Raw genomic sequence first — 18,946 nt, 5'->3', positions numbered from 1 at the left:
TTTATCGAAGTGTAACTTTCCGGATGCGTGCATTCATCTCTTCGCTCGCTTTCACAACCTTGGCACTAGCGGACACCTCGGGAACACCGACGTTCCACCAGGACTCGTAACCATCCGAATTTGTCCCCGGTACAACCGAAATTTCAATGAGCGTTGTAGTGGTTTCACGTTTTGCCGCCTGCAAAGCTTCCCTAAGCTCTTCCGCATTCCCAGCCTTATAGGCTTTGGCTCCGAGACTGCTTGCATGGGCGGCAAAATCGATTGGCATGTAATTTCCGGTCAGCTTCCCCGTCTCCGAAGTCCGATAACGGAACTCGTTGCCGAATCCGCTGCTCCCTTGGCTTCTTTGCAAATTGTGAATGCATTGGAAACCGTGGTTATCGAACAACAGCACCGTGATTTTGCGTCCCTCCTGCAGACTGGTCACAAGCTCTGAATGGAGCATCAGGTAACTTCCGTCTCCGACGACGGCATAGACTTCACGTTCTGGCTCTGCAAGTGCGGCCCCGAATGCACCGGCAATTTCATAGCCCATACAAGAAAACCCGTATTCCATATGGTACGTCTTCGGATATTGCGGTCTCCACAATCGGTGCAAATCTCCCGGAAGGCTTCCTGCCGCACATACGATAACCGAGGTCGGATCGATTGTTTCCTGGATCACGCCAAGTGCCCTAGTCTGAGCAAAGCCCGCTTCATGCTCCGCAGCGTATAGGCGATCAACCTCTTCATCCCACTGCTGTTTCAACCCCTGGATGAAAGACGGTTCGTACCCACTCTTGTATTGCTCTGCTGACAGAGCGGCATGCAAGGCCAGCAGGCCCTCTTTGGCATCCGCTATAATGGCCTCGCCATTCAGTTTGGACGAATCATAACCACTTACATTAATATTAATAAATTGAATATCCGGGTTGCCGAATGCCGATTTGGATGACGTCGTGAAATCGGAATACCGGGTGCCGACACCGATAATAAGATCCGCTTCCTGAGCTAGCCGATTTGCAGCCAATGTACCTGTCACACCAATGGCACCTACGTTAAGCGGATGGTTCCAAGGTACAGCACTTTTCCCAGCCTGCGTTTCCGATAGCGGAATCTGGAATGCTTCGGCGAATAACGCAAGCTCACGCGTAGCAGAAGCATAGAGGACGCCCCCACCAACGATCAAAAGCGGCTTTTTCTTGCCTTTCATTACCTGCATCGCGCGTTTGATAGATTCTGCCGCTGCAGGCCGTCGATCGATATAGTGAACCTTGCGTTCAAAGAACGAAGTTGGATAATCATAGGCTTCCGCCTGTACGTCCTGCGGAAGGGCAAGAGTGACAGCTCCCGTCTCGGCAGGGTCGGTCAGCACACGAATCGCTTGTACCGCCGCGGTCATCAATTGTTCGGGCCTGACGATACGGTCCCAGTATTTACTGACTGCTTTAAAGGGCTCATTAGCAGAAATGGTATAATCGCTTGCTACCTCTAGCTGCTGGAGCACCGGGTCAGGCTGTCTGCTTGCGAAATTATCACCTGGCAGCAGCAGGACAGGTATGCGATTTACCGTCGCTGTCGCGGCAGCAGTAATCATATTCAAGGCACCGGGTCCAATGGAGGAGGTACAAGCAAAGATCTGGCGGCGATTGTTCTGCTTAGCGAAAGCAGTTGCAGCATGGACCATACCTTGTTCATTTTTCCCTTGGATGTAGACAAGATCTCCGCTGCTATTCTCCAAAGCTTCACCGATTCCTGTTACATTGCCATGGCCGAAAATGCCCATGACCCCTTTTACGAACTTGGTTTCCTTGCCGTCAACCAATAGATATTGATTATCGAGAAAACGAAGCAGCGCTTGCGCCATCGAAAGTCGAATCGTGCTCATCTCATCAAGCCCTCCATTTATATTGTAAGGTTATGGGGTTAAGCGCTATACCTTAGTTTAATAAAATAGCGCTACCACAACATTAAAAAAGTAGGTTAAGCGCTTAATTCGATTCTACAAGAGATCCATTCTTTGCACAACAACTATTTTATTCTCGCTCCAAAGTCAATTTCTTCAAATGCGTTCATGCCTTTAGGTTTTGAGATAACTTGGTTTCCTCTGAATATTTGGCCGAAATCTTGCGAATTCCCCTACCCGTGTATTTTTCTTCCATGAGGACTCAAACAAATAGGCCGCTTTTGGCCCAATTGATGGTACCTATTCAAAAGATAGAAGACTGAGAGTTGCAGATCATTTGGAAGGGCATGCTGCCGGAGTGGGACGAGCTAGTAGAGCATGAGATGACTGACGGCTTTGAATCGGCGGTAACATAAAAACGACAACGCCCAATTTTAGGACCTTATCGTTTTTTTAGAACCGACAGATTAACTGCCATTAGGAACTTTTTGAATAATATCAGAGTAGACCTTTACAGAGGAGGTAAAAGACCCATTCAATCCTGTTTCGCTATCATGGTAGTTTGTTTGAGAAGTATCGTTGGATTCAAAACTAAAAGTTACGCCTGAAATAAAAGGTGCCAAAACGGGATCAGCAGTGTTTTTTTCTGTAATGTTACCTGCTTTGACGGCAAAATTAGAGCGATCACCTATTACATACTGACCTAGCACAATGGCTTTGCCATCCTTTATTTCCACAATCGAGTTTGTATAGGCATCCGAAAAAACGTACGTATTTGCCTTTCCTTTCGGAAATCTGTAACTATGGTACTTTAATGTAGGAAAATCGAGGGTTTTAAAGGCGACTGTCAGTGGTATCGAGATAGCTGCTCTGCGTGCAGCTACCAAATCCTCTTGCTCAAATACATTCATATCGAACTTATAATCCTTCGAGGTAATAAACACCATTTTGCGAATGGATTCATATTGAACCTGGCAACCTAAGTTTTCGGTAATAAAACGGACGGGGACAAGTACCCGGCCATCTTTGCTCTGTACAGGAACTGTCATTTCGCTAGAAGTACCGTTTTTATAAGCGGTTTTGCTATTTACTGCAGCCTTCAGCACATCGCCATCCGTATTTTCAATGGTCACAGATTGGGTAGCTGAATCCCAGCGATAAGATAATCCAAAGGAGGACAATGCTCGGATAGGAATTAAAAGATTCGCTTTATCAATAACGGGTTGCACATCCATAACAATAAACTGGCCATTTACATTCATTTCGATCGGACTAAGGCCCTTTGCTTCCGCAGCCGAGATCTGCGGCTCCCCAAACAAACCAAAACTTAAAACCAAAGATAAAACAAATAGAATCTTTTTCATTATTAACCCTCTTTCACCTTAATGTAATGATATCTCGCGTGTTATCAATTATTCTAAATATTTTCAACCATCGATCATCCTGAGAGATGGGCAATTCATGTAGCCTTGACATCATTTTCCTGAGGAGCCGGTGGCAGGAATAGAACTGGGGATGCTTTTCCCAATCTGTGGATGAATCGTATTACCGCACTCGGGATATACAACATTCTCCGCCTGACCAGTTGAAACGGATGTCGAGAGGAACCATAACTATCGTCATACTCATACCTAAATATCTCATTTTCTTCAAACAAGGCTCACTTCTTCTCCGTATTCTTCTGCTTGGATAGACGAGTCCCTGCTATTGATTGTTGCACACAAGAATGATTCCAAACCCATATACAGCATAAAAAACGCCGAATCCATCCTGGATTCGGCGTTTTTAAGACGATTATATAATATTCTACATCCTACGCCTTATTTACCCTTAGCAGCGTCGAACGAGCTCTTCAAGGATACGATCCGGTTGAACACAATCTTCTCCTTGCTGGTGTGCTTCGGATCTACGTTGAAGTAGCCGTGGCGGAAGAATTGGAACTTATCTTGGCCTTGCGCTTCCTTCATGTTCGGCTCAACGAAGCCTTGCAGTACCGTTAGCGAGCTCGGGTTGATGCATTCTAGGAACTCCTTGCCCGATTCATTTGCTTCATCTGTCAGCAGCGGCTCGAACAAACGGAACTCTGCCGGCACCGCCTGTGTTGCTTCTACCCAGTGGATAGTTCCCTTCACCTTACGACCCGTAAAGCCTGAGCCACTCTTCGTCTCCGGATCATACGTGCAGTGAAGCTCGACGACATTACCTTCTGCATCCTTGATGACTTCTTGGCAGGTGATGAAGTAAGCATGCTTCAAACGCACCTCGTTGCCTGGGAACAACCGGAAATACTTGCTGACCGGATTCTCCATGAAGTCGTCTTGCTCGATATAAATTTCACGCGAGAATGGAATTTGACGGCTGCCCATCTCTTCATTCTCTGCATTGTTCTCGGCTTCAAGCATCTCTACTTGTCCTTCTGGATAGTTGGTAATGATAACCTTAAGCGGCTGAATGACGGCCATCGTACGCGGAGCCTTCAGCTTCAAATCCTCACGAATGAAGAATTCCAACATCCGCTCATCAACGACACTATAAGCTCTAGCTACGCCAATCTCGCGGCAGAAAGCACGGATTGACTCCGATGTGAAGCCTTTGCGGCGAAGACCGCTAATCGTTGGCATACGCGGATCATCCCAGCTCTCAACGACGCCTTGATCAACGAGAGATTTCAAGTAACGCTTGCTCATAATCGTATTCGTGATGTTCAAACGTGCAAACTCATATTGGTGAGGCTGCGATTCCATCTCACATTCTTGAATCGTCCAATCATAGAGCGGCCGGTGATCTTCGAATTCCAGCGTACAGATCGAATGCGTCACACCCTCGATTGCATCGCCAATCGGATGCGCATAGTCATACATCGGGTAGATGCACCATTCGTCGCCAGTGCGGTGATGGTGAACATGTGCGATACGGTACAGCGCTGGATCACGAAGATTGATATTTGGCGCGCTCATATCGATCTTAGCTCGCAGAATACGTTCGCCGTCCTTGAACTCGCCTGCCCGCATACGAGCGAACAAGTCGAGATTCTCTTCCACGCTGCGCTCGCGATAGGGGCTGTTCTTACCAGGCTCGGTCAACGAACCTCGCATCTCACGCATTTGCTCAGCGGATAGATCGCATACGAACGCTTTGCCCTTCTTAATCAACAGCACCGCACGATTATACATTTCTTCAAAATAATCCGATGCGAATCGCAGCTCATCCCATTCAAAGCCAAGCCAGCGAACGTCCTCTTGAATCGCCTCTACGAACTCCGTATCTTCTTTAATCGGATTCGTATCGTCGAATCGCAGGTTTGTCTTGCCTTTGAATTCATCGGCCAGTTCAAAGTTAAGACAGATCGACTTAGCATGACCAATATGCAAATAGCCGTTAGGCTCCGGTGGAAACCTGGTTATGACTTCCTGTACCTTGCCAGCTTTCAAATCTTCTGAAACGATGTTTTTTATAAAATTCGAGGATGATGTCTTGTTCTCCACGGTAACCAACCTTTCCCACGTAAGTTTTTATCCTCCTATCATACACAATTTTGCGAGTGTTTATAAATAGGAATCTTGACACAAGCGCTTTCATACACATATATTTAGGTTAGCTAAGTAAACTAATCACAGATTTTTTCATTTCTTTTACAAAAATAACTAAGGGGGGATACTACCCAATGCCCGAAGATCGCAATTCTTCACATGAAATGGTTCGTGCCTTCAGACAGCTGCGCCATGTGAATTGGAGTGGAAGACGTCCGTTCGAAGGGTGTACGCCCAGCGAAACGATGATGCTCTTCTGCATTCGTAGAAGCACGAAGTCAGGGTCTCCTGGGCTCAAGGCTTCCGAAATCAGCAGTATGATGAAGATTACTTCCCCTACCGTGACACAAACCGTCAATATGCTGGAAGCCAAAGGCTTAGTCGAACGCAGCTTAGATGCTCATGATCGGCGTGTCTTCCGGATCAAGCTGACAGAGGAAGGCGAGCGGATGACACAGGCGGCTGAAGATTCCATGCATATTAGGGTGAAGGGACTCATTGATCACTTGGGAAAAGAAAGAAGTCTGCTGCTCGTTGAGCTGCTTGATGAGGTTGTTCAATATTACGGGGAACAAGAGCCCGATTCCTGTCCAGGCCCAGCAAGAATGACCTCAGACCGCCCCCTATCCCATAAAGAAGGTGAATAAGACTCATGTTAAAGCTGCTGCGTATGTTAAAACCGTACCGTGTCTCTGTGTCCTTAGTTCTGGTATTTGTCTTCATTCAGTCATTATCCGAGCTTTTCCTGCCTACCTTGATGTCCGATATCGTGGATAAAGGCGTCGTAGGCGGCGATACCCCTTATATTTGGCGCATTGGCGGCTTCATGCTGCTCGTCGCACTAGGCGGCGCAGCCTGTTCAGTGGGTGCCAGCTTCCTGTCTGCCAAGGCGGCGGGCGGCTTCGGTAAAGATCTGCGAAGAAAGGTGTTCGGGCATGTCGAGCAGTTCTCCCTGCATGAATTCGATAAGATCGGTACCGCCTCTCTCATTACACGTACAACAAATGATATTACACAGGTTCAACAGGTATTGACGATGATGATGCGTGTCATGGTCATGGCTCCGATGATGTGCTTCGGCGGTATCATTATGGCCCTCTACAAAGACGCAACACTCTCCCTGATTATCATCGCTATCGTGCCGATTCTCGCGATCGTTATCTACTCCATCGTAAGCAGAGGCGTACCTCTATTCAAAGTCATGCAGACAAAGATCGATAAATTAAATCTCGTGCTTCGGGAAAATCTTACGGGGATTCGCGTTATTCGCTCCTTCAACCGAATCAGTCAGGAGCAAAGCAGGTTCAATAAAGCCAATTATGATTTAACCGATACATCCATAAAGGTTAATCGGATTATGGCTTCTCTGATGCCGATCATGATGCTCGTCTTGAACTTTGCCAGCATTGCAATCGTATGGTTTGGCGGCCTTCGCATCGACGGCGGTCATATGGCGGTTGGTGATCTGATGGCTTTCATCCAATATGCTTGGCAGATCATGTTCGCCCTTATCTTCGCATCGATGATGTTCGTCATGATTCCACGGGCATCCGCTTCCGCTGTACGGATTAATGAAGTGTTGGATATGAAACCAGATATCAAGGATCCTGCGTTATCTTCCCTTGCTTCCACCAATGGTGGGTCAGTCGTGTTCGAGGATGTATCCTTCCACTATCCCGGCGCAGAGATGGCAGCTCTATCAGGCATTTCCTTTACCGCAGATAGCGGCAAAATAACAGCCATTATCGGCGGTACCGGATCTGGCAAATCAACCTTGATCAACCTCATACCAAGATTTTACGATGTAACCAGCGGACAAATTCGCATCGGCGGTGTCGATAACCGTGAGCTTACGCAGCATCAACTGCGGGCCAAGATCGGTCTTGTCCCGCAGAAGTCCGTCCTATTCACAGGCACGATAGCCGAGAATATTCGTTACGGCAAAGAAGAGGCGAGCGATGAAGAAGTTCACCATGCAGCTGCAGTCGCGCAAGCGAGTGAGTTCGTAAATGAGATGAAGGAAGGCTTCGATTCCATTATCGCCCAAGGCGGTACGAACGTATCCGGCGGACAGAAGCAGCGGCTATCGATCGCCCGGGCGCTCGTCCGCAAGCCCGATATCTATTTATTCGATGACAGCTTCTCTGCGCTTGATTTCAAGACGGATGCCAAGCTTCGCCAGGCTCTACGCAGCGAAACAGGCGATGCAGCGGTTCTTATCGTCGCCCAGCGGGTGAGTACGGTAATGGACGCGGATCAAATCATTGTGCTCGATGATGGTAAGGTAGCTGCCATTGGCAATCACCGCGAGCTTATGCAGTCATCGGAGCTGTACCGGGAAATCGTGACGTCACAGCTGTCTGAGGAGGAGATCGCATGAGTGAGCAGCAAAGAGGTTCAGGCGCACCAGGTCAGCGCCCGGGCGGTGCCCCTCAAGGGCCAGGCCCGGGCAACTTCGGCTTTGGTCCGGGCGGCGGCCGCGGAGGTCCAGGCGGCATGATGGGCATGCCCGTACAGAAAGCAAAAAATTTCAAAGTCACACTTCGAAGACTAATCAGCTATTTAAAGCCTCATCGTGTTGCTTTATTCATCGTTGTGGCTACCGCTATATTGAGCACCGTGTTCTCTATACTCGGACCGAAGATTATGGGTAAAGCAACAACCAAGTTATTCGAAGGCTTAGTAGGCAAGATGAAGCATGTACCTGGCGCAAAGATCGATTTCGGATACATCTGGCAAATCCTTCTCGTCCTTGCCGCGCTCTATGTGATTAGCGCGCTGTTCAGCTATATTCAGCAGTATGTGATGGCTGGTGTCGCTCAGAAAACCGTCTATGACCTGCGCAAGGATGTGAATGAGAAGCTGGCGAAGCTCCCGCTTAAATTCTTCGACTCACGCACGCATGGCGAAATCCTTAGCCGCGCCGTCAATGATGTCGATAATATTAGCGGAACGCTCCAGCAGAGCTTAACGCAGCTCATTACCTCCATCGTAACACTTATTGGTGTCGTGGTTATGATGCTGACGATCAGCCCGCTTATGACGCTGATTACGATCGTGACGCTTCCTCTCTCGTTCCTAGCTATCCGATTGATCGCCAAGCGCTCGCAGCTGTATTTTAAAGGCCAGCAGAAGTCGCTTGGTGAATTAAATGGCCATGTCGAGGAAATGTACACCGGTCACCCCATCGTTAAAGCCTTCAGCCATGAGGATAAATCGATTCGTCAATTCGATGAAGTGAATGAACGGTTATATGAGTCCGGCTGGCGGGCGCAATTCGTCTCCGGCATGATCATGCCAATCATGGGCTTCATCGGCAATATCGGTTACGTGCTTGTCAGCGTCGCCGGCGGTATTCTCGTCCTTCGCAAAGCGATTGAAATCGGGGATGTGCAGGCGTTTATCTCCTACTCCCGCCAGTTCTCGATGCCGATTACCCAGACCGCGCAGATCGCCAACATCATTCAGTCGACGATTGCATCAGCAGAGCGCGTGTTCGAGCTGCTGGATGAGCAGGAGGAGGTTGCTGAAGCGGCAGATGCTGTTGTGATTGTGGATGACTCTGTCATCCCAATGCCGAAGGGCCATGTGGCATTCGAGCATGTGAAATTCAGCTACAAGGATGATACGCCTCTTATCGAGGATATGAATATCGATGTGAAGCCAGGGCAGACGATCGCAATTGTCGGACCTACGGGCGCTGGCAAGACGACGCTGATTAATCTGCTGATGCGATTCTATGAGCTGAACGATGGTGCCATTACCATTGACGGCGTCAATATTACACAGTTCAAACGGGGAGATCTCCGCAGCCTGTTCGGCATGGTGCTTCAGGATACGTGGTTATTTAATGGAACAATACGTGACAACATCGCTTATGGGCGCAGCGGCGCGACCGAAGAGGATGTCGTGCAGGCTGCCCGCGCTGCGTATGCGGATCATTTTATCCGAACGCTGCCTGAGGGCTATGATACGCTGCTCAATGAGGAAGCATCGAATATTTCGCAGGGACAGAAGCAGCTGCTTACGATTGCCCGGGCTATTCTGGCCGATCCGGCTATTCTCATTCTCGATGAGGCCACAAGCAGCGTCGATACACGAACGGAGATCCAGATTCAACGAGCTATGAACGAGCTGATGCAGGGCCGCACAAGCTTCGTAATCGCACATCGTCTATCGACCATTCGAGATGCCGATCTCATTCTCGTTATGAAGCAGGGCACCGTCATCGAGCAAGGTACACATGAAGGATTGCTAGCTCAAGGCGGCTTCTACGCTGAATTATATGAGAGCCAGTTCAGCCAGAAATCACAGCAGGATGTAAGCTAGTTATTGATCGTCTAAAAGAAGCCCGCACGGTACCGAAGCTTGAAGTCGGTCTGCCGTGCGGGCTCTTATTATGAGTAGAACAAAGATTTATCTGAATCCTTATTCTAAATCCTTATAATGAAGAAGTACGATACTGAACCGTTTACACCTAAGGATAATCGGTCCATACTGGTCGATAGAATAACCCATGGAAACAGGAGGGATTCATCATGTTTAGACGCCTCAATTGGGGACTCATAGCTGCCTTGCTGTTCTGTGCGGTATGCTGGACATTCGTCATAGACTGGCTCTTAAAATAGAGATCCTTAAAATAAAGATTCTTAAAAATAAGTGTTGACAATAATGTGAATGCGGCATAAAATTAACTCAACAAAGGTTAGAGAGTTATTAAAAGTAAGTAAACATTAGGAGGTTATTTTAATGTCCAATGCCAAATGGATCGTAGATGCAACACACAGCAGCGTGGATTTCACAATCAGACATATGATGATTTCAAAGGTAAAAGGAACCTTCCATACTTTTGATGCAGACATTGAAGCAAACCCATCTGATCTTACAACAGCCAACATCGCATTCAGCGTAGACCTCAGCAGCATTGATACTCGTAACGCAGATCGTGACAATCACCTTCGCACAGGCGACTTCTTCGATACGGAGAACCATCCGAAGCTGACTTTCAAATCCGCCCAAATCAGCAAGACGGATGATGACGAATATGCGATCACAGGTGAAGTCACACTGCATGGTGTAACTCGCACAGAGACGTTCTCGGCTACTTTTGAAGGCGAAGGCAAGGATCCGTGGGGTAATGTAAAAGCAGGCTTCAGCGCAAAAGGCTCGCTTAACCGCAGCGACTACGGCTTGACTTACAATGCAGCATTGGAGACTGGCGGCGTGTTGATCGCTGATGAAGTTAAAATCAGCCTCGAGATCCAAGCTTCCCAGCAGGCCTAATCCCAGCTTATTCCTTTTGGAATGTAAAAAGACACCCGCGAAGGTGTCTTTTTTTTGAAGGCAGAATAATTCCTCAACTTACAAAAGCGTTACCTGGAAAAGCGATATGCTCGGGCTGAGGTCTGCTGTAATAATAACCCTGCACATAGTGGCAGCCAATCTCCTGCAAAATACGCAGCTGTTCTTGGTCCTCCACCCCTTCTGCGACTACCTCCATATCAATTCTCTGAACCAGTGAGATAATCGACTCCACAACCGCTCGGTCCACCAGGCTGTGTTCAATATGATCCAGGAAGGATTTATCAATCTTCACAATATCAATCGGCAATTGCTTGATGTAGCTCAAGGAAGAGAATCCTTTTCCAAAATCATCAAGTGCAATCCTGACCCCTCTCTCCCGAATCTGGTTAAGCTGATTCTTTGAGGTTTCCATCGATTGAATAAGCAGCGTTTCTGTTAACTCTAGAATAAGTAGGCATGGGTTCAATCCAGTCTCCGCGACAATGGCCAGAACCCTGTCTGCAAAATCCGGCTGCATCAGCTGAAGCGCAGAGATATTAACCGACATTGTAAAAGCATTCCTCGCATCATCATGCCACCTCTTCGCAGTTAGACAGGCTTTACGCAGCACCCAATCGCCAATAGCGACGATATGCCCCGTTTCCTCTGCCAGCGGGATCCAATCCGATGGCGGGATAAACGTACCGCATGGATGCTCCCAGCGCAATAAGGCCTCATAGCCTTTTACAGAGCCGCTCGGCACATGAACCTGCTGCTGATAATGTAGATCAAAATCTTCATTGGCAAATGCTTCTTTCATGTCTTCCTCAAGCTTTCGTTTCTCCAGCAGCTCAAGCTTCATCTGACCATCGAACAGCAGATAGCTGTTCTTTCCGTTGCTTCTGGCCCTTTGCATGGCGACGTTCGCATTCATAAGCAGCATCTCCACTAAATACCCATGTTCCGGATAAATGGCGATACCCATATTGACCTTCAACTGAATAGAAACTCCCGCTACAGCAATTGGCGTTTGCGCAGCTTCCCAGATCGAGTGGACAAGCATCATCAAATCCTCGTGATCCTTGTAATTCTCGATCACAAAGCTAAATTCATCGCCGCCCAAGCGAGAAATGTAAATTCGCTTAGGCAGCTTATCGATGAGCTGTTTGGCAAACCCCTCTAAGCATTGATCCCCGATTGAATGACCCAAGGAATCATTGATGACTTGAAAATGATCGACATCCAGCACAATCACACCTAATTGACCCTTAATTGCATACATCCGCAGCAGCGCTGCTTCCAAGTACTCGCAAGAAGAGATTCGGTTAGGAAGGCTCGTTAACGAATCGGTCGTCGCCAGATGATTAATTTGTTCTGCCTTCTTAATGGTTTCCTTCTGTAAAGCAAAAACTCGCCCCATCAGCTTCTTATCATTATATATGATAAAGAGAAGGGCTAAAGCCATCATTATTGACCACATACTAACACCAATTGTGACCTGCTGGGTCAGAGGAAGACTTGTTACCTTGGAGGAATAAATAAAAAGGATATCCGCAAGTGCAGACAGTAGGAGACCGATATAGAGAATTTCTTTGCGCATAAAAACAGCAGCTAACACGATTAAATACATACTGCTGAAGAAATTAGAAACCGCGGGGATAAAATACATGAGCATCAGCGTAACAATGAAATGCCCTACAATCGGAATAAAGCCAATCCAAGGTGAATCCTTCCTCTGCCTATAAAAGAAAGCATAAACGAATACATAAAGAAAGAAGATCGCATTTAAACAGCAGAAGGCCTTGACTGGTAATCCCATTTTAAGAAAAGCATATGTAAGCACAGCAATGAACAGGGAGAAATTCAAAAGGAGCAAACGAAGAACAATCACATTTTTTTGCTGACGACTTTCTTTTAGCAGAATGTTCAATCTAAGCCCCTCTTCCCATCGACCAATAACGACAAATTACGACATATGCCTTTATTATATTATCGGTTTGTTAACAAGAAAAGCGAAGATTGTCATACCAATTTTAAATATTTATTTCGTTTCTAAAGTCGGGATCGAATCGGCGTTAGGATATAGAGCGATGCAGCATCATCAAGAGGCCGGATAATAATCGGTTTACAAGGTCCGGAGAAGGACAGGGTCAATCCCGCACAATCAGCCGCACGCAGGATCTCGCTCATATAAGCAGCATTAAAGTATACCGTTAATTCATCACCGAGCAGTTCCTTAATAGGCACTTCTTCGACAACATCTCCAATCTCTGCCGTTTGGGAAAGAAGCTCAATTGATCCATTAGATTGAATATGCATTCTAACTAAGCTGCTCTCACCCGCTAATAGGGAAACGCGTTCTAAGGCATGTAGGAACCCGGCGGAGTCAACTGTCATTACGGTTATAAAAGATTCAGATGTGAGCTTGTCTACATAAGGATAGGTCCCATCAATTAGTAAGGATTGCATGGTGAAGTTCTGGGTTCGCAGCAGGATCTTATTATCAACGATTGTAATATCTGTTGCTGCTTCCATGTCGTTTAGCAGCTTCGCATACTGCAATAGATTCTTTCCTGGGACAATAATGGTCAATGGATTGGGATAAAAGGCATCCTCATCATTTGTTCTTCGCGAAGCGAGTCTTATGCCGTCTGTGGCTAGTAATTGCATATGTCCTTCATTAAATTGACATCGTACACCAGTCAGAACCGGCCGCATCTCTGAGGTCGATCTGGCAAAAGAAACCTGCTGAATAAAGGCACGAAGAAGCTCATTCGGCAAACCTTTGATATCTGGCTGCCTCACTTGAACCATCTGTGGGAATTCCTCTGCATTCATGCTGCTTAAACGATAGACGGCATTGCCCGACCGGATAACGACGAGAGAACCCTCTTTAGCTTCTACTGTCACTATTCCATCCTGCGAATTTCTAATAATGTCGATGAAATATTTGGCAGGAACGACGATTGTGCCGCTTTCGTGAATAATGACATGCTCCTCTTCCGCTGGCAATTCATATTGCAGCATCAGATCTAAGCTGCCCGTTTGGAGGGTCACTCCAGCTGCAGTCGCCTTCAGATGAATGCCCGAGAGAATTGGGATCGTGCTTTTCGCCGAGACTGCTTTGGACACATGGTGGAGGGCATGGGAGAAATTTCGCTGAGAAACATCAATCCTTAGCACGGGTTTCAGCCTGTCCTTCCGTGTGATTCATATAGATTTCAATGATATCTCGCAGTACTTCCGATCTCGAACAACCACGCTGAGTACTCTGATTCTCAATGGCTAGCCACGTTGATTCCGGCAAAGTTAAAGATACTTTCCTCGTCTGACCAATCCCCTTCCTTCCCGCTCCCTCACGGGCCCCTCCACTTGTAAACATCATCCGAAGCTGTCCTTCATCATGCGGTACACTAAGGTTAATAGGTTTATTTTTTAATTTATCTTTCAAGTACATTCTCCTTATTTTGAATTTGGTTACCTATTTCAAAATTAAACTAATTTAACCTTAGCATATTCAATGTGCATTAGCAATCTGTGGAAGGGGTCCTCTTGGACCGATTTCCCCTACAAGCCGATCATCGAAGCACTTGGCCGTGAGCACTCGGTTTATATCGTGATTGGCAATCGAGGAAACGCCAGTATGCCAGAGGGCATCCAAGCCTTGGGGAAGAGCAATTCGCACTGCGCGGAGCGGTGAAAGACTAGCATTGACGCTTTTGAAGCTTTCCTATCTATCACTCCGCGGCAGGATTCGCAATTGAGCCAAGGAACAAGATAGCGCCGGTCGTCTGATCCTCTATGGCAAAGAAGAAGGGTCTGTTCACTCGCAGCTCGAATTTCTTCGTAGACGGCTGTGATCCGGAGTCCATACCAATGTTGGTTACGGCAGCAGCCTCCGTTCCTTGCTCATTCACGTCAATGAATGTCTTTTGTATAACACTGGTTACATATAGGCCAGCCGAGTTCTTAATCATCCCAGAGAAATCTGCAGTCTTGGAATCCGTGGATTGCGTCATACCAAGTGCCTTCAATAGGTCGATCAGCTCTTTCTTATACGCCAGCTTGAAGCGCGGCAGCTCAACAATCACTTCACCTTCGTTGAAGCCCTTGCGCCATGTGTCAGCGTTCGCAAGCAGTTCCAACTCTGCTGTGTCAAGCAAGACTCCCTCATTGGGCAGCACGACGATCATTCCCCATTTCCCCTTCCCATAGGGGAGACGAACTGCCTTGAATTGCTTGCCCTCCTTGTAGCTGAGCGAAGCCTCCTGATGCATCATCGGCACCGTAATGGCAGATCCATCCGTTAGGTGGAATGGCGCGTCATGGGTAGCTGACTTTTCGAACGGCACTTTCCAATTACCATTAAAATAAGTCGCATTCATTAGCAGCATGACGCTTGAATGAAGGGTCTCCGAGTTAACAATTTGGTCAATCTTCCCCTTGGTCTGCTTCTCAACCCACTTGTTAATCGTATCTGGAGCATCCGCCTTGTCAAAATCCAACTGACTGATTTCAGCTCGATAAAACTGCTTTACAATTTCTGAGTAGCCTTTCAACAGGTCGAAGCCTTTCCTCGCCCATACGGCATTCGCGATGGCGACATCAACCTCAGGATCAGCATGCTCCAACAGGTCAATCAGCACCTCGCTGCCTTGATTGAGCGTCTCCACAGATATACCATCAGAGCCCAGCATATGAAGCAGCTCGTCCTTGGTCGCTCCTTTGGCTCCATTGAGGGCGAGGGAGAGTGCGAAGGTCAGGCTAAGCGGAGATATCACCACATTTTCCTGGTCTGACTCCGACAATAATGGCTTTGTTATACGAAGAGCGAAGTCGTTGTAAGCCTGCACTTGCTTAACATTAATGTCCGAAGCTATATAGCGCGGAGCCTCTTTCTTCTCCGCTCCGCACCCGCTGATCATCGAAGTGATTAAAATAGCCGTGACTGCGATGCCCGCGATGGATTTTCTTCTCATTCTTACCTTCATATCGATCCCCCTCTTTATCTCTGACAGATAGGACATGATTGGCAAGCAGCTTATTCGACTCTCCTTTTCTTATGCAGTTGGTTGGGTAACCGAGCCTAAGAATAGGATTGCACCGGTCGTTTGATCCTCTATGGTGAAGAAAAAGGGCCTATCCACGCGCAGCTTGAAAGGATCCATCGGCGCCGCCGCTGTGGCGGCAGTCGTAATCGAAGTGACAGCGGCCGCCTCTGTTCCCTGCTCGTTGACCTCAATGAATGTTTTATGAATAGCCCCATTTACATATAGACTTTGGCGGCTCTTGGTCATACCAGAGAAATCAGCCTTCTCCTTATCAAAGGACTGTTTCATTCCTAGTGTCTTCAGCGCATCAATTAAGCTTGTTCCGTACTGCAGCTTGAATCTTGGCAACTCAATCTCAGCCATTCCCTGCGTGAAGCCCTCTCTCCAAGAGCTGGCATCCTTTAATAGCTCCGTCTCTGCTTCGGGTAGTGTGATCCCTTCATTCGGCAGCACGACTGTCATGCTCCATTTGCCATCCCCATAAGGAAGACGAACAGCTTTGAAATGCTCACTCTCCTTATACGTTAAGGAAGCCTTCTGCGCCATCATAGGTACAGTCACTGAGGAACCATCTGCCAAATGAAATTGGGCATCCTTCGTATCTGATTCTTTGAAGGGCTTCGTCCACTCCCCATGAAAGTAAATGGCGTTCATGAGAACCATCACACTGGATTTCAACGTATTTTCGTCGACCATCCGATCGATCAGGCCCTGCGTCTTCTTGTTCACCCATTGATTGATCGTCTTTGCCGCATCAGCATCATCAAAATCCAACTCGCTGGCCTCTGCTTCATAGAACCGTTTGATACGCTGCGAATAATCCTCCGCGAGACCTGTACCTTTCCTCGCCCATACCGCATTTGCAATTCGAACATCGACCTTAGGGTCAGCATGCTCCAGCAGATCGCGAAGCACATCGCTGCCCTGATTAAGAGCTTCGAGGGTTAACCCCTTCGCCCCCAGTACACGGAGCAGCTCCGCCTTCGTCTCGCCTTCTGCACCATTCACCAGAAGAGAGAGTGCAAAGGCCATACTGAGCGGCGAGATACATACATTCCCGTCCTTCGTTTTCGCCAGTAATTGCTTCGTCATGCGCAGAGAGAAATCATTATAAGCATGCACTTGTGCTGCGTTTATGTCCTTCACTTGATAGCGCGGAGCTTCTACTTTATCTTTACCACAGCCTGCGAGCGTTGTTGATAAGAGGACAATCGCCGCTGCGACGGCAACAATCGATTTATTCCTGATTTGGAAAGCCACGCCACTCACCCCTTTTATTTGATTTATCCGATATCATTAGGACGCAAGCCATCTGGGAATTGTTTCAATAAACTGGGAGGTGCGAATGGAGCCCGAGAATGACCAAGTCCTGCTTCACGCCGCTTGGGCCGCAGACCATCGAGGGGATCGCAAGAACAAGAAGAAAGCCATTCACGGAGTAACGCTACGATGCGTTACGTGAATGGCTTTTTGTTAGACAGATTAAGGAAAGCTACTGAGGCTCCAGCCTCATTCTTAGTGAAGTACTCAGAGAAATGCTTAGTGTAGTGCTCAGAGAAATGCTTAGAGAAGCGCTTCGATGTCCGCTTTAATATCAAGCGGATTCACACTGGATTCATAGCGTTTAACAACTTGACCCTCACGGTTAATAAGAAACTTTGTGAAGTTCCATTTGATGGAGTTGTCTTCCATACGCTCAGGCATTTTGGATCTGAGATAGCCGTCCATTTTCTGACCACCCTCAGAGGAGTCAAAGCCTACAAAAGGAGCTGCTTCGGTTAAATATTGGAATACAGGATGTGCCGTTTCTTCACGAACATCGGTTTTGGCGAACAAAGGGAACGAAACGCCGTAATTAATTTGGCAGAATTCCGCAACTTCCTCGTCACTGCCCGGCTCTTGTCCGCCGAATTGGTTGGAAGGAAAGCCTAGAACCTCAAGACCCTTATCCTTATATTCCTCATAGACCTTCTGCAAGCCTTCATACTGGTACGTAAACCCACATTTGCTCGCTGTATTCGTTACAAGCAGCACTTTACCTTTGTAATCGGACAGGGCCTTCGCAGCACCGTTGTTCGTTTCCGCTTGAAAATCGTAAATGGTTGTCATTAGGCATTCTCCTCTATGAATAGGTTAGGTTTGTGAATGGCAGCTATCGCTTTGGTGAATGTTCTGGGTCAGCCTCCGCAATTGCTCTCGAAGCTGCTCCAGCTCCTCAGGCGGAATATTCGTCTGACAGAATACACGCTCCGGGATTGAAAAAGCACGTTCTTTCAAAGCATGTCCTTCACTTGTCAATTTCACAATAACGCTTCGCTCATCTGCGGCATCTCGCTTGCGGAGGATCAACTTCATTGCCTCAAGCTTCTTCAGCAGCGGCGTCAGCGTTCCAGAATCAAGATAAAGCCGCTCCCCAAGTGCCTTAACAGGAACCTCATCCTTCTCCCACAGTGCGAGTAGGGTTACATATTGCGTATACGTTAAGCCAAGCTCGTCTAGGAAAGGTCTGTACAGCTTAGTCACCTCTCGGGCGCAAGCATACAGGGCAAAGCAGACTTGGTTATCTAGTTGAAGCAGAGTATCACGATCCATACTCACCTTCCTCTCTCGCTGTCAGCAGGACAATAATTAAGTCAAATTGAATTGTATACAATCTATATACGTAGAATATCAGCTGACTCCTTGATTGTCAATGTTCTATTCTTTACCCCGTTCGCCATATTTAATAGGGAGTGTGTAACTCTTTTCTTGTGTCGATATTTTAATTCCAACACCATTAGATAACATCTCTCGTGTCAGCGTCCTGTTCGTTTTGAAGGTTTGCTTAAAGACTGTTTCGTTATAAGATTTTAAATGAAAAGGTGGTTTTCCGTTTCTGTCATCTTCTTTGATTTCCACCGTATCAAAACCAACCGCATCTCTCAAATTCGGGTTTAACAATACGATGGATGCTTCAAACGATATATCTGCTTTTGTTTGATTAACTGCCACAGCATATACTTCTAACATGTTTTCTTCTGCATGCCATCTAACGAAACTTTGTTGAGCAAGTGTTAACTCATTTTTTGAAGCAGAACAAGCAGTGCACATCATGACAGAAACTAAAATAATGTAAATTGTACTTTTAAACACATTCCGCCCCCCTCACAATATTTCGTTCTGTCTTGGCTCTCATTTTTTAATTATAATTCATCTTT

At 47.2% G+C, this 18,946-nt stretch carries 16 protein-coding genes; 5 read left to right on the top strand and 11 right to left on the bottom strand.

What is annotated here, in order from left to right; all coding sequences use genetic code 11:
* Window position 1: 1 nt before the first annotated feature.
* The 3 genes from iolD to EKN16_RS25290 form a co-directional block, all read right to left on the bottom strand.
* On the bottom strand, window positions 2-1,867 hold the full coding sequence (gene iolD, locus EKN16_RS25305; RefSeq protein ID WP_125663486.1) for a 3D-(3,5/4)-trihydroxycyclohexane-1,2-dione acylhydrolase (decyclizing): 1,866 nt from the start codon (window positions 1,865-1,867) through the stop codon (window positions 2-4).
* Window positions 1,868-2,352: 485 nt separating this feature from the next.
* Window positions 2,353-3,249: a copper amine oxidase N-terminal domain-containing protein gene (locus EKN16_RS25295; protein ID WP_125663484.1), complete on the bottom strand. Its 897-nt coding sequence runs from the start codon at window positions 3,247-3,249 to the stop codon at window positions 2,353-2,355.
* A 456-nt stretch (window positions 3,250-3,705) separates the two neighbouring features.
* Window positions 3,706-5,379 (bottom strand): glutamine--tRNA ligase/YqeY domain fusion protein, encoded by a 1,674-nt coding sequence (locus EKN16_RS25290; protein WP_125663482.1) that lies wholly within the window; start codon window positions 5,377-5,379, stop codon window positions 3,706-3,708.
* Between the two features lie 170 nt (window positions 5,380-5,549).
* On the opposite strand from EKN16_RS25290, the gene EKN16_RS25285 reads away from it, so the two are divergent.
* From EKN16_RS25285 to EKN16_RS25270, 4 genes are all read left to right on the top strand, one after another.
* Entirely contained in the window at window positions 5,550-6,062 is a 513-nt protein-coding gene (locus EKN16_RS25285) for a MarR family winged helix-turn-helix transcriptional regulator (RefSeq protein ID WP_125663480.1), read from the top strand.
* Between the two features lie 5 nt (window positions 6,063-6,067).
* Window positions 6,068-7,795, top strand: a complete 1,728-nt coding sequence (locus EKN16_RS25280; RefSeq protein ID WP_125663478.1) for an ABC transporter ATP-binding protein — start codon at window positions 6,068-6,070, stop codon at window positions 7,793-7,795.
* Window positions 7,792-9,744 carry an ABC transporter ATP-binding protein gene (locus tag EKN16_RS25275; RefSeq protein WP_125663476.1) on the top strand — a complete coding sequence of 651 codons (1,953 nt, stop codon included), beginning with the start codon at window positions 7,792-7,794 and terminating at the stop codon, window positions 9,742-9,744. The genes EKN16_RS25280 and EKN16_RS25275 overlap by 4 nt, the downstream gene beginning before the upstream one ends.
* Window positions 9,745-10,164: 420 nt before the next feature.
* A complete protein-coding gene (locus EKN16_RS25270; RefSeq protein WP_125663474.1) occupies window positions 10,165-10,698 on the top strand; it encodes a YceI family protein in 534 nt (177 codons plus the stop codon).
* Between the two features lie 73 nt (window positions 10,699-10,771).
* On the opposite strand, the gene EKN16_RS25265 is transcribed toward EKN16_RS25270, so the two are convergent.
* The 3 genes from EKN16_RS25265 to EKN16_RS25255 all read right to left on the bottom strand — a co-directional run bounded on the left by EKN16_RS25265 (window position 10,772) and on the right by EKN16_RS25255 (window position 14,149).
* Entirely contained in the window at window positions 10,772-12,628 is a 1,857-nt protein-coding gene (locus EKN16_RS25265; RefSeq protein ID WP_125663472.1) for a putative bifunctional diguanylate cyclase/phosphodiesterase, read from the bottom strand.
* 122 nt (window positions 12,629-12,750) lie between these two features.
* Window positions 12,751-13,881 carry a DNA polymerase III subunit beta gene (gene dnaN / locus EKN16_RS25260; RefSeq protein WP_164522994.1) on the bottom strand — a complete coding sequence of 377 codons (1,131 nt, stop codon included), beginning with the start codon at window positions 13,879-13,881 and terminating at the stop codon, window positions 12,751-12,753.
* A complete protein-coding gene (locus tag EKN16_RS25255) occupies window positions 13,868-14,149 on the bottom strand; it encodes a ribbon-helix-helix domain-containing protein (protein ID WP_232016013.1) in 282 nt (93 codons plus the stop codon). The genes dnaN and EKN16_RS25255 overlap by 14 nt, the downstream gene beginning before the upstream one ends.
* 69 nt (window positions 14,150-14,218) lie before the next feature.
* Here EKN16_RS25255 and EKN16_RS25250 point away from each other — a divergent pair, with 69 nt between their 5' ends.
* Window positions 14,219-14,398, top strand: a complete 180-nt coding sequence (locus EKN16_RS25250; protein ID WP_125663466.1) for a hypothetical protein — start codon at window positions 14,219-14,221, stop codon at window positions 14,396-14,398.
* Between the two features lie 37 nt (window positions 14,399-14,435).
* Here the strand turns inward: EKN16_RS25250 and EKN16_RS25245 are convergent, their stop codons facing one another.
* From EKN16_RS25245 to EKN16_RS25225, 5 genes are all read right to left on the bottom strand, one after another.
* Complete coding sequence (locus EKN16_RS25245; protein WP_183530673.1) at window positions 14,436-15,689, bottom strand: serpin family protein; 1,254 nt, start codon at window positions 15,687-15,689, stop codon at window positions 14,436-14,438.
* 69 nt (window positions 15,690-15,758) lie between these two features.
* Window positions 15,759-17,009, bottom strand: coding sequence for a serpin family protein (locus EKN16_RS25240; RefSeq protein WP_125663462.1), 1,251 nt, complete (start codon window positions 17,007-17,009; stop codon window positions 15,759-15,761).
* Window positions 17,010-17,312: 303 nt separating this feature from the next.
* Window positions 17,313-17,858, bottom strand: a complete 546-nt coding sequence (locus EKN16_RS25235) for a glutathione peroxidase (RefSeq protein ID WP_125663460.1) — start codon at window positions 17,856-17,858, stop codon at window positions 17,313-17,315.
* Window positions 17,859-17,882: 24 nt separating this feature from the next.
* Window positions 17,883-18,341, bottom strand: a complete 459-nt coding sequence (locus EKN16_RS25230) for a MarR family winged helix-turn-helix transcriptional regulator (protein ID WP_125663458.1) — start codon at window positions 18,339-18,341, stop codon at window positions 17,883-17,885.
* Between the two features lie 105 nt (window positions 18,342-18,446).
* Complete coding sequence (locus EKN16_RS25225; protein WP_125663456.1) at window positions 18,447-18,881, bottom strand: hypothetical protein; 435 nt, start codon at window positions 18,879-18,881, stop codon at window positions 18,447-18,449.
* Window positions 18,882-18,946 lie beyond the last annotated feature (65 nt).

The organism is Paenibacillus baekrokdamisoli (assembly GCF_003945345.1).
Taxonomy (GTDB): Bacteria; Bacillota; Bacilli; order Paenibacillales; family Paenibacillaceae; genus Paenibacillus_Z; species Paenibacillus_Z baekrokdamisoli.
The sequence above is the reverse complement of the archived record's forward strand: the minus strand, read 5'-3'. Positions and strand labels throughout refer to the sequence as shown.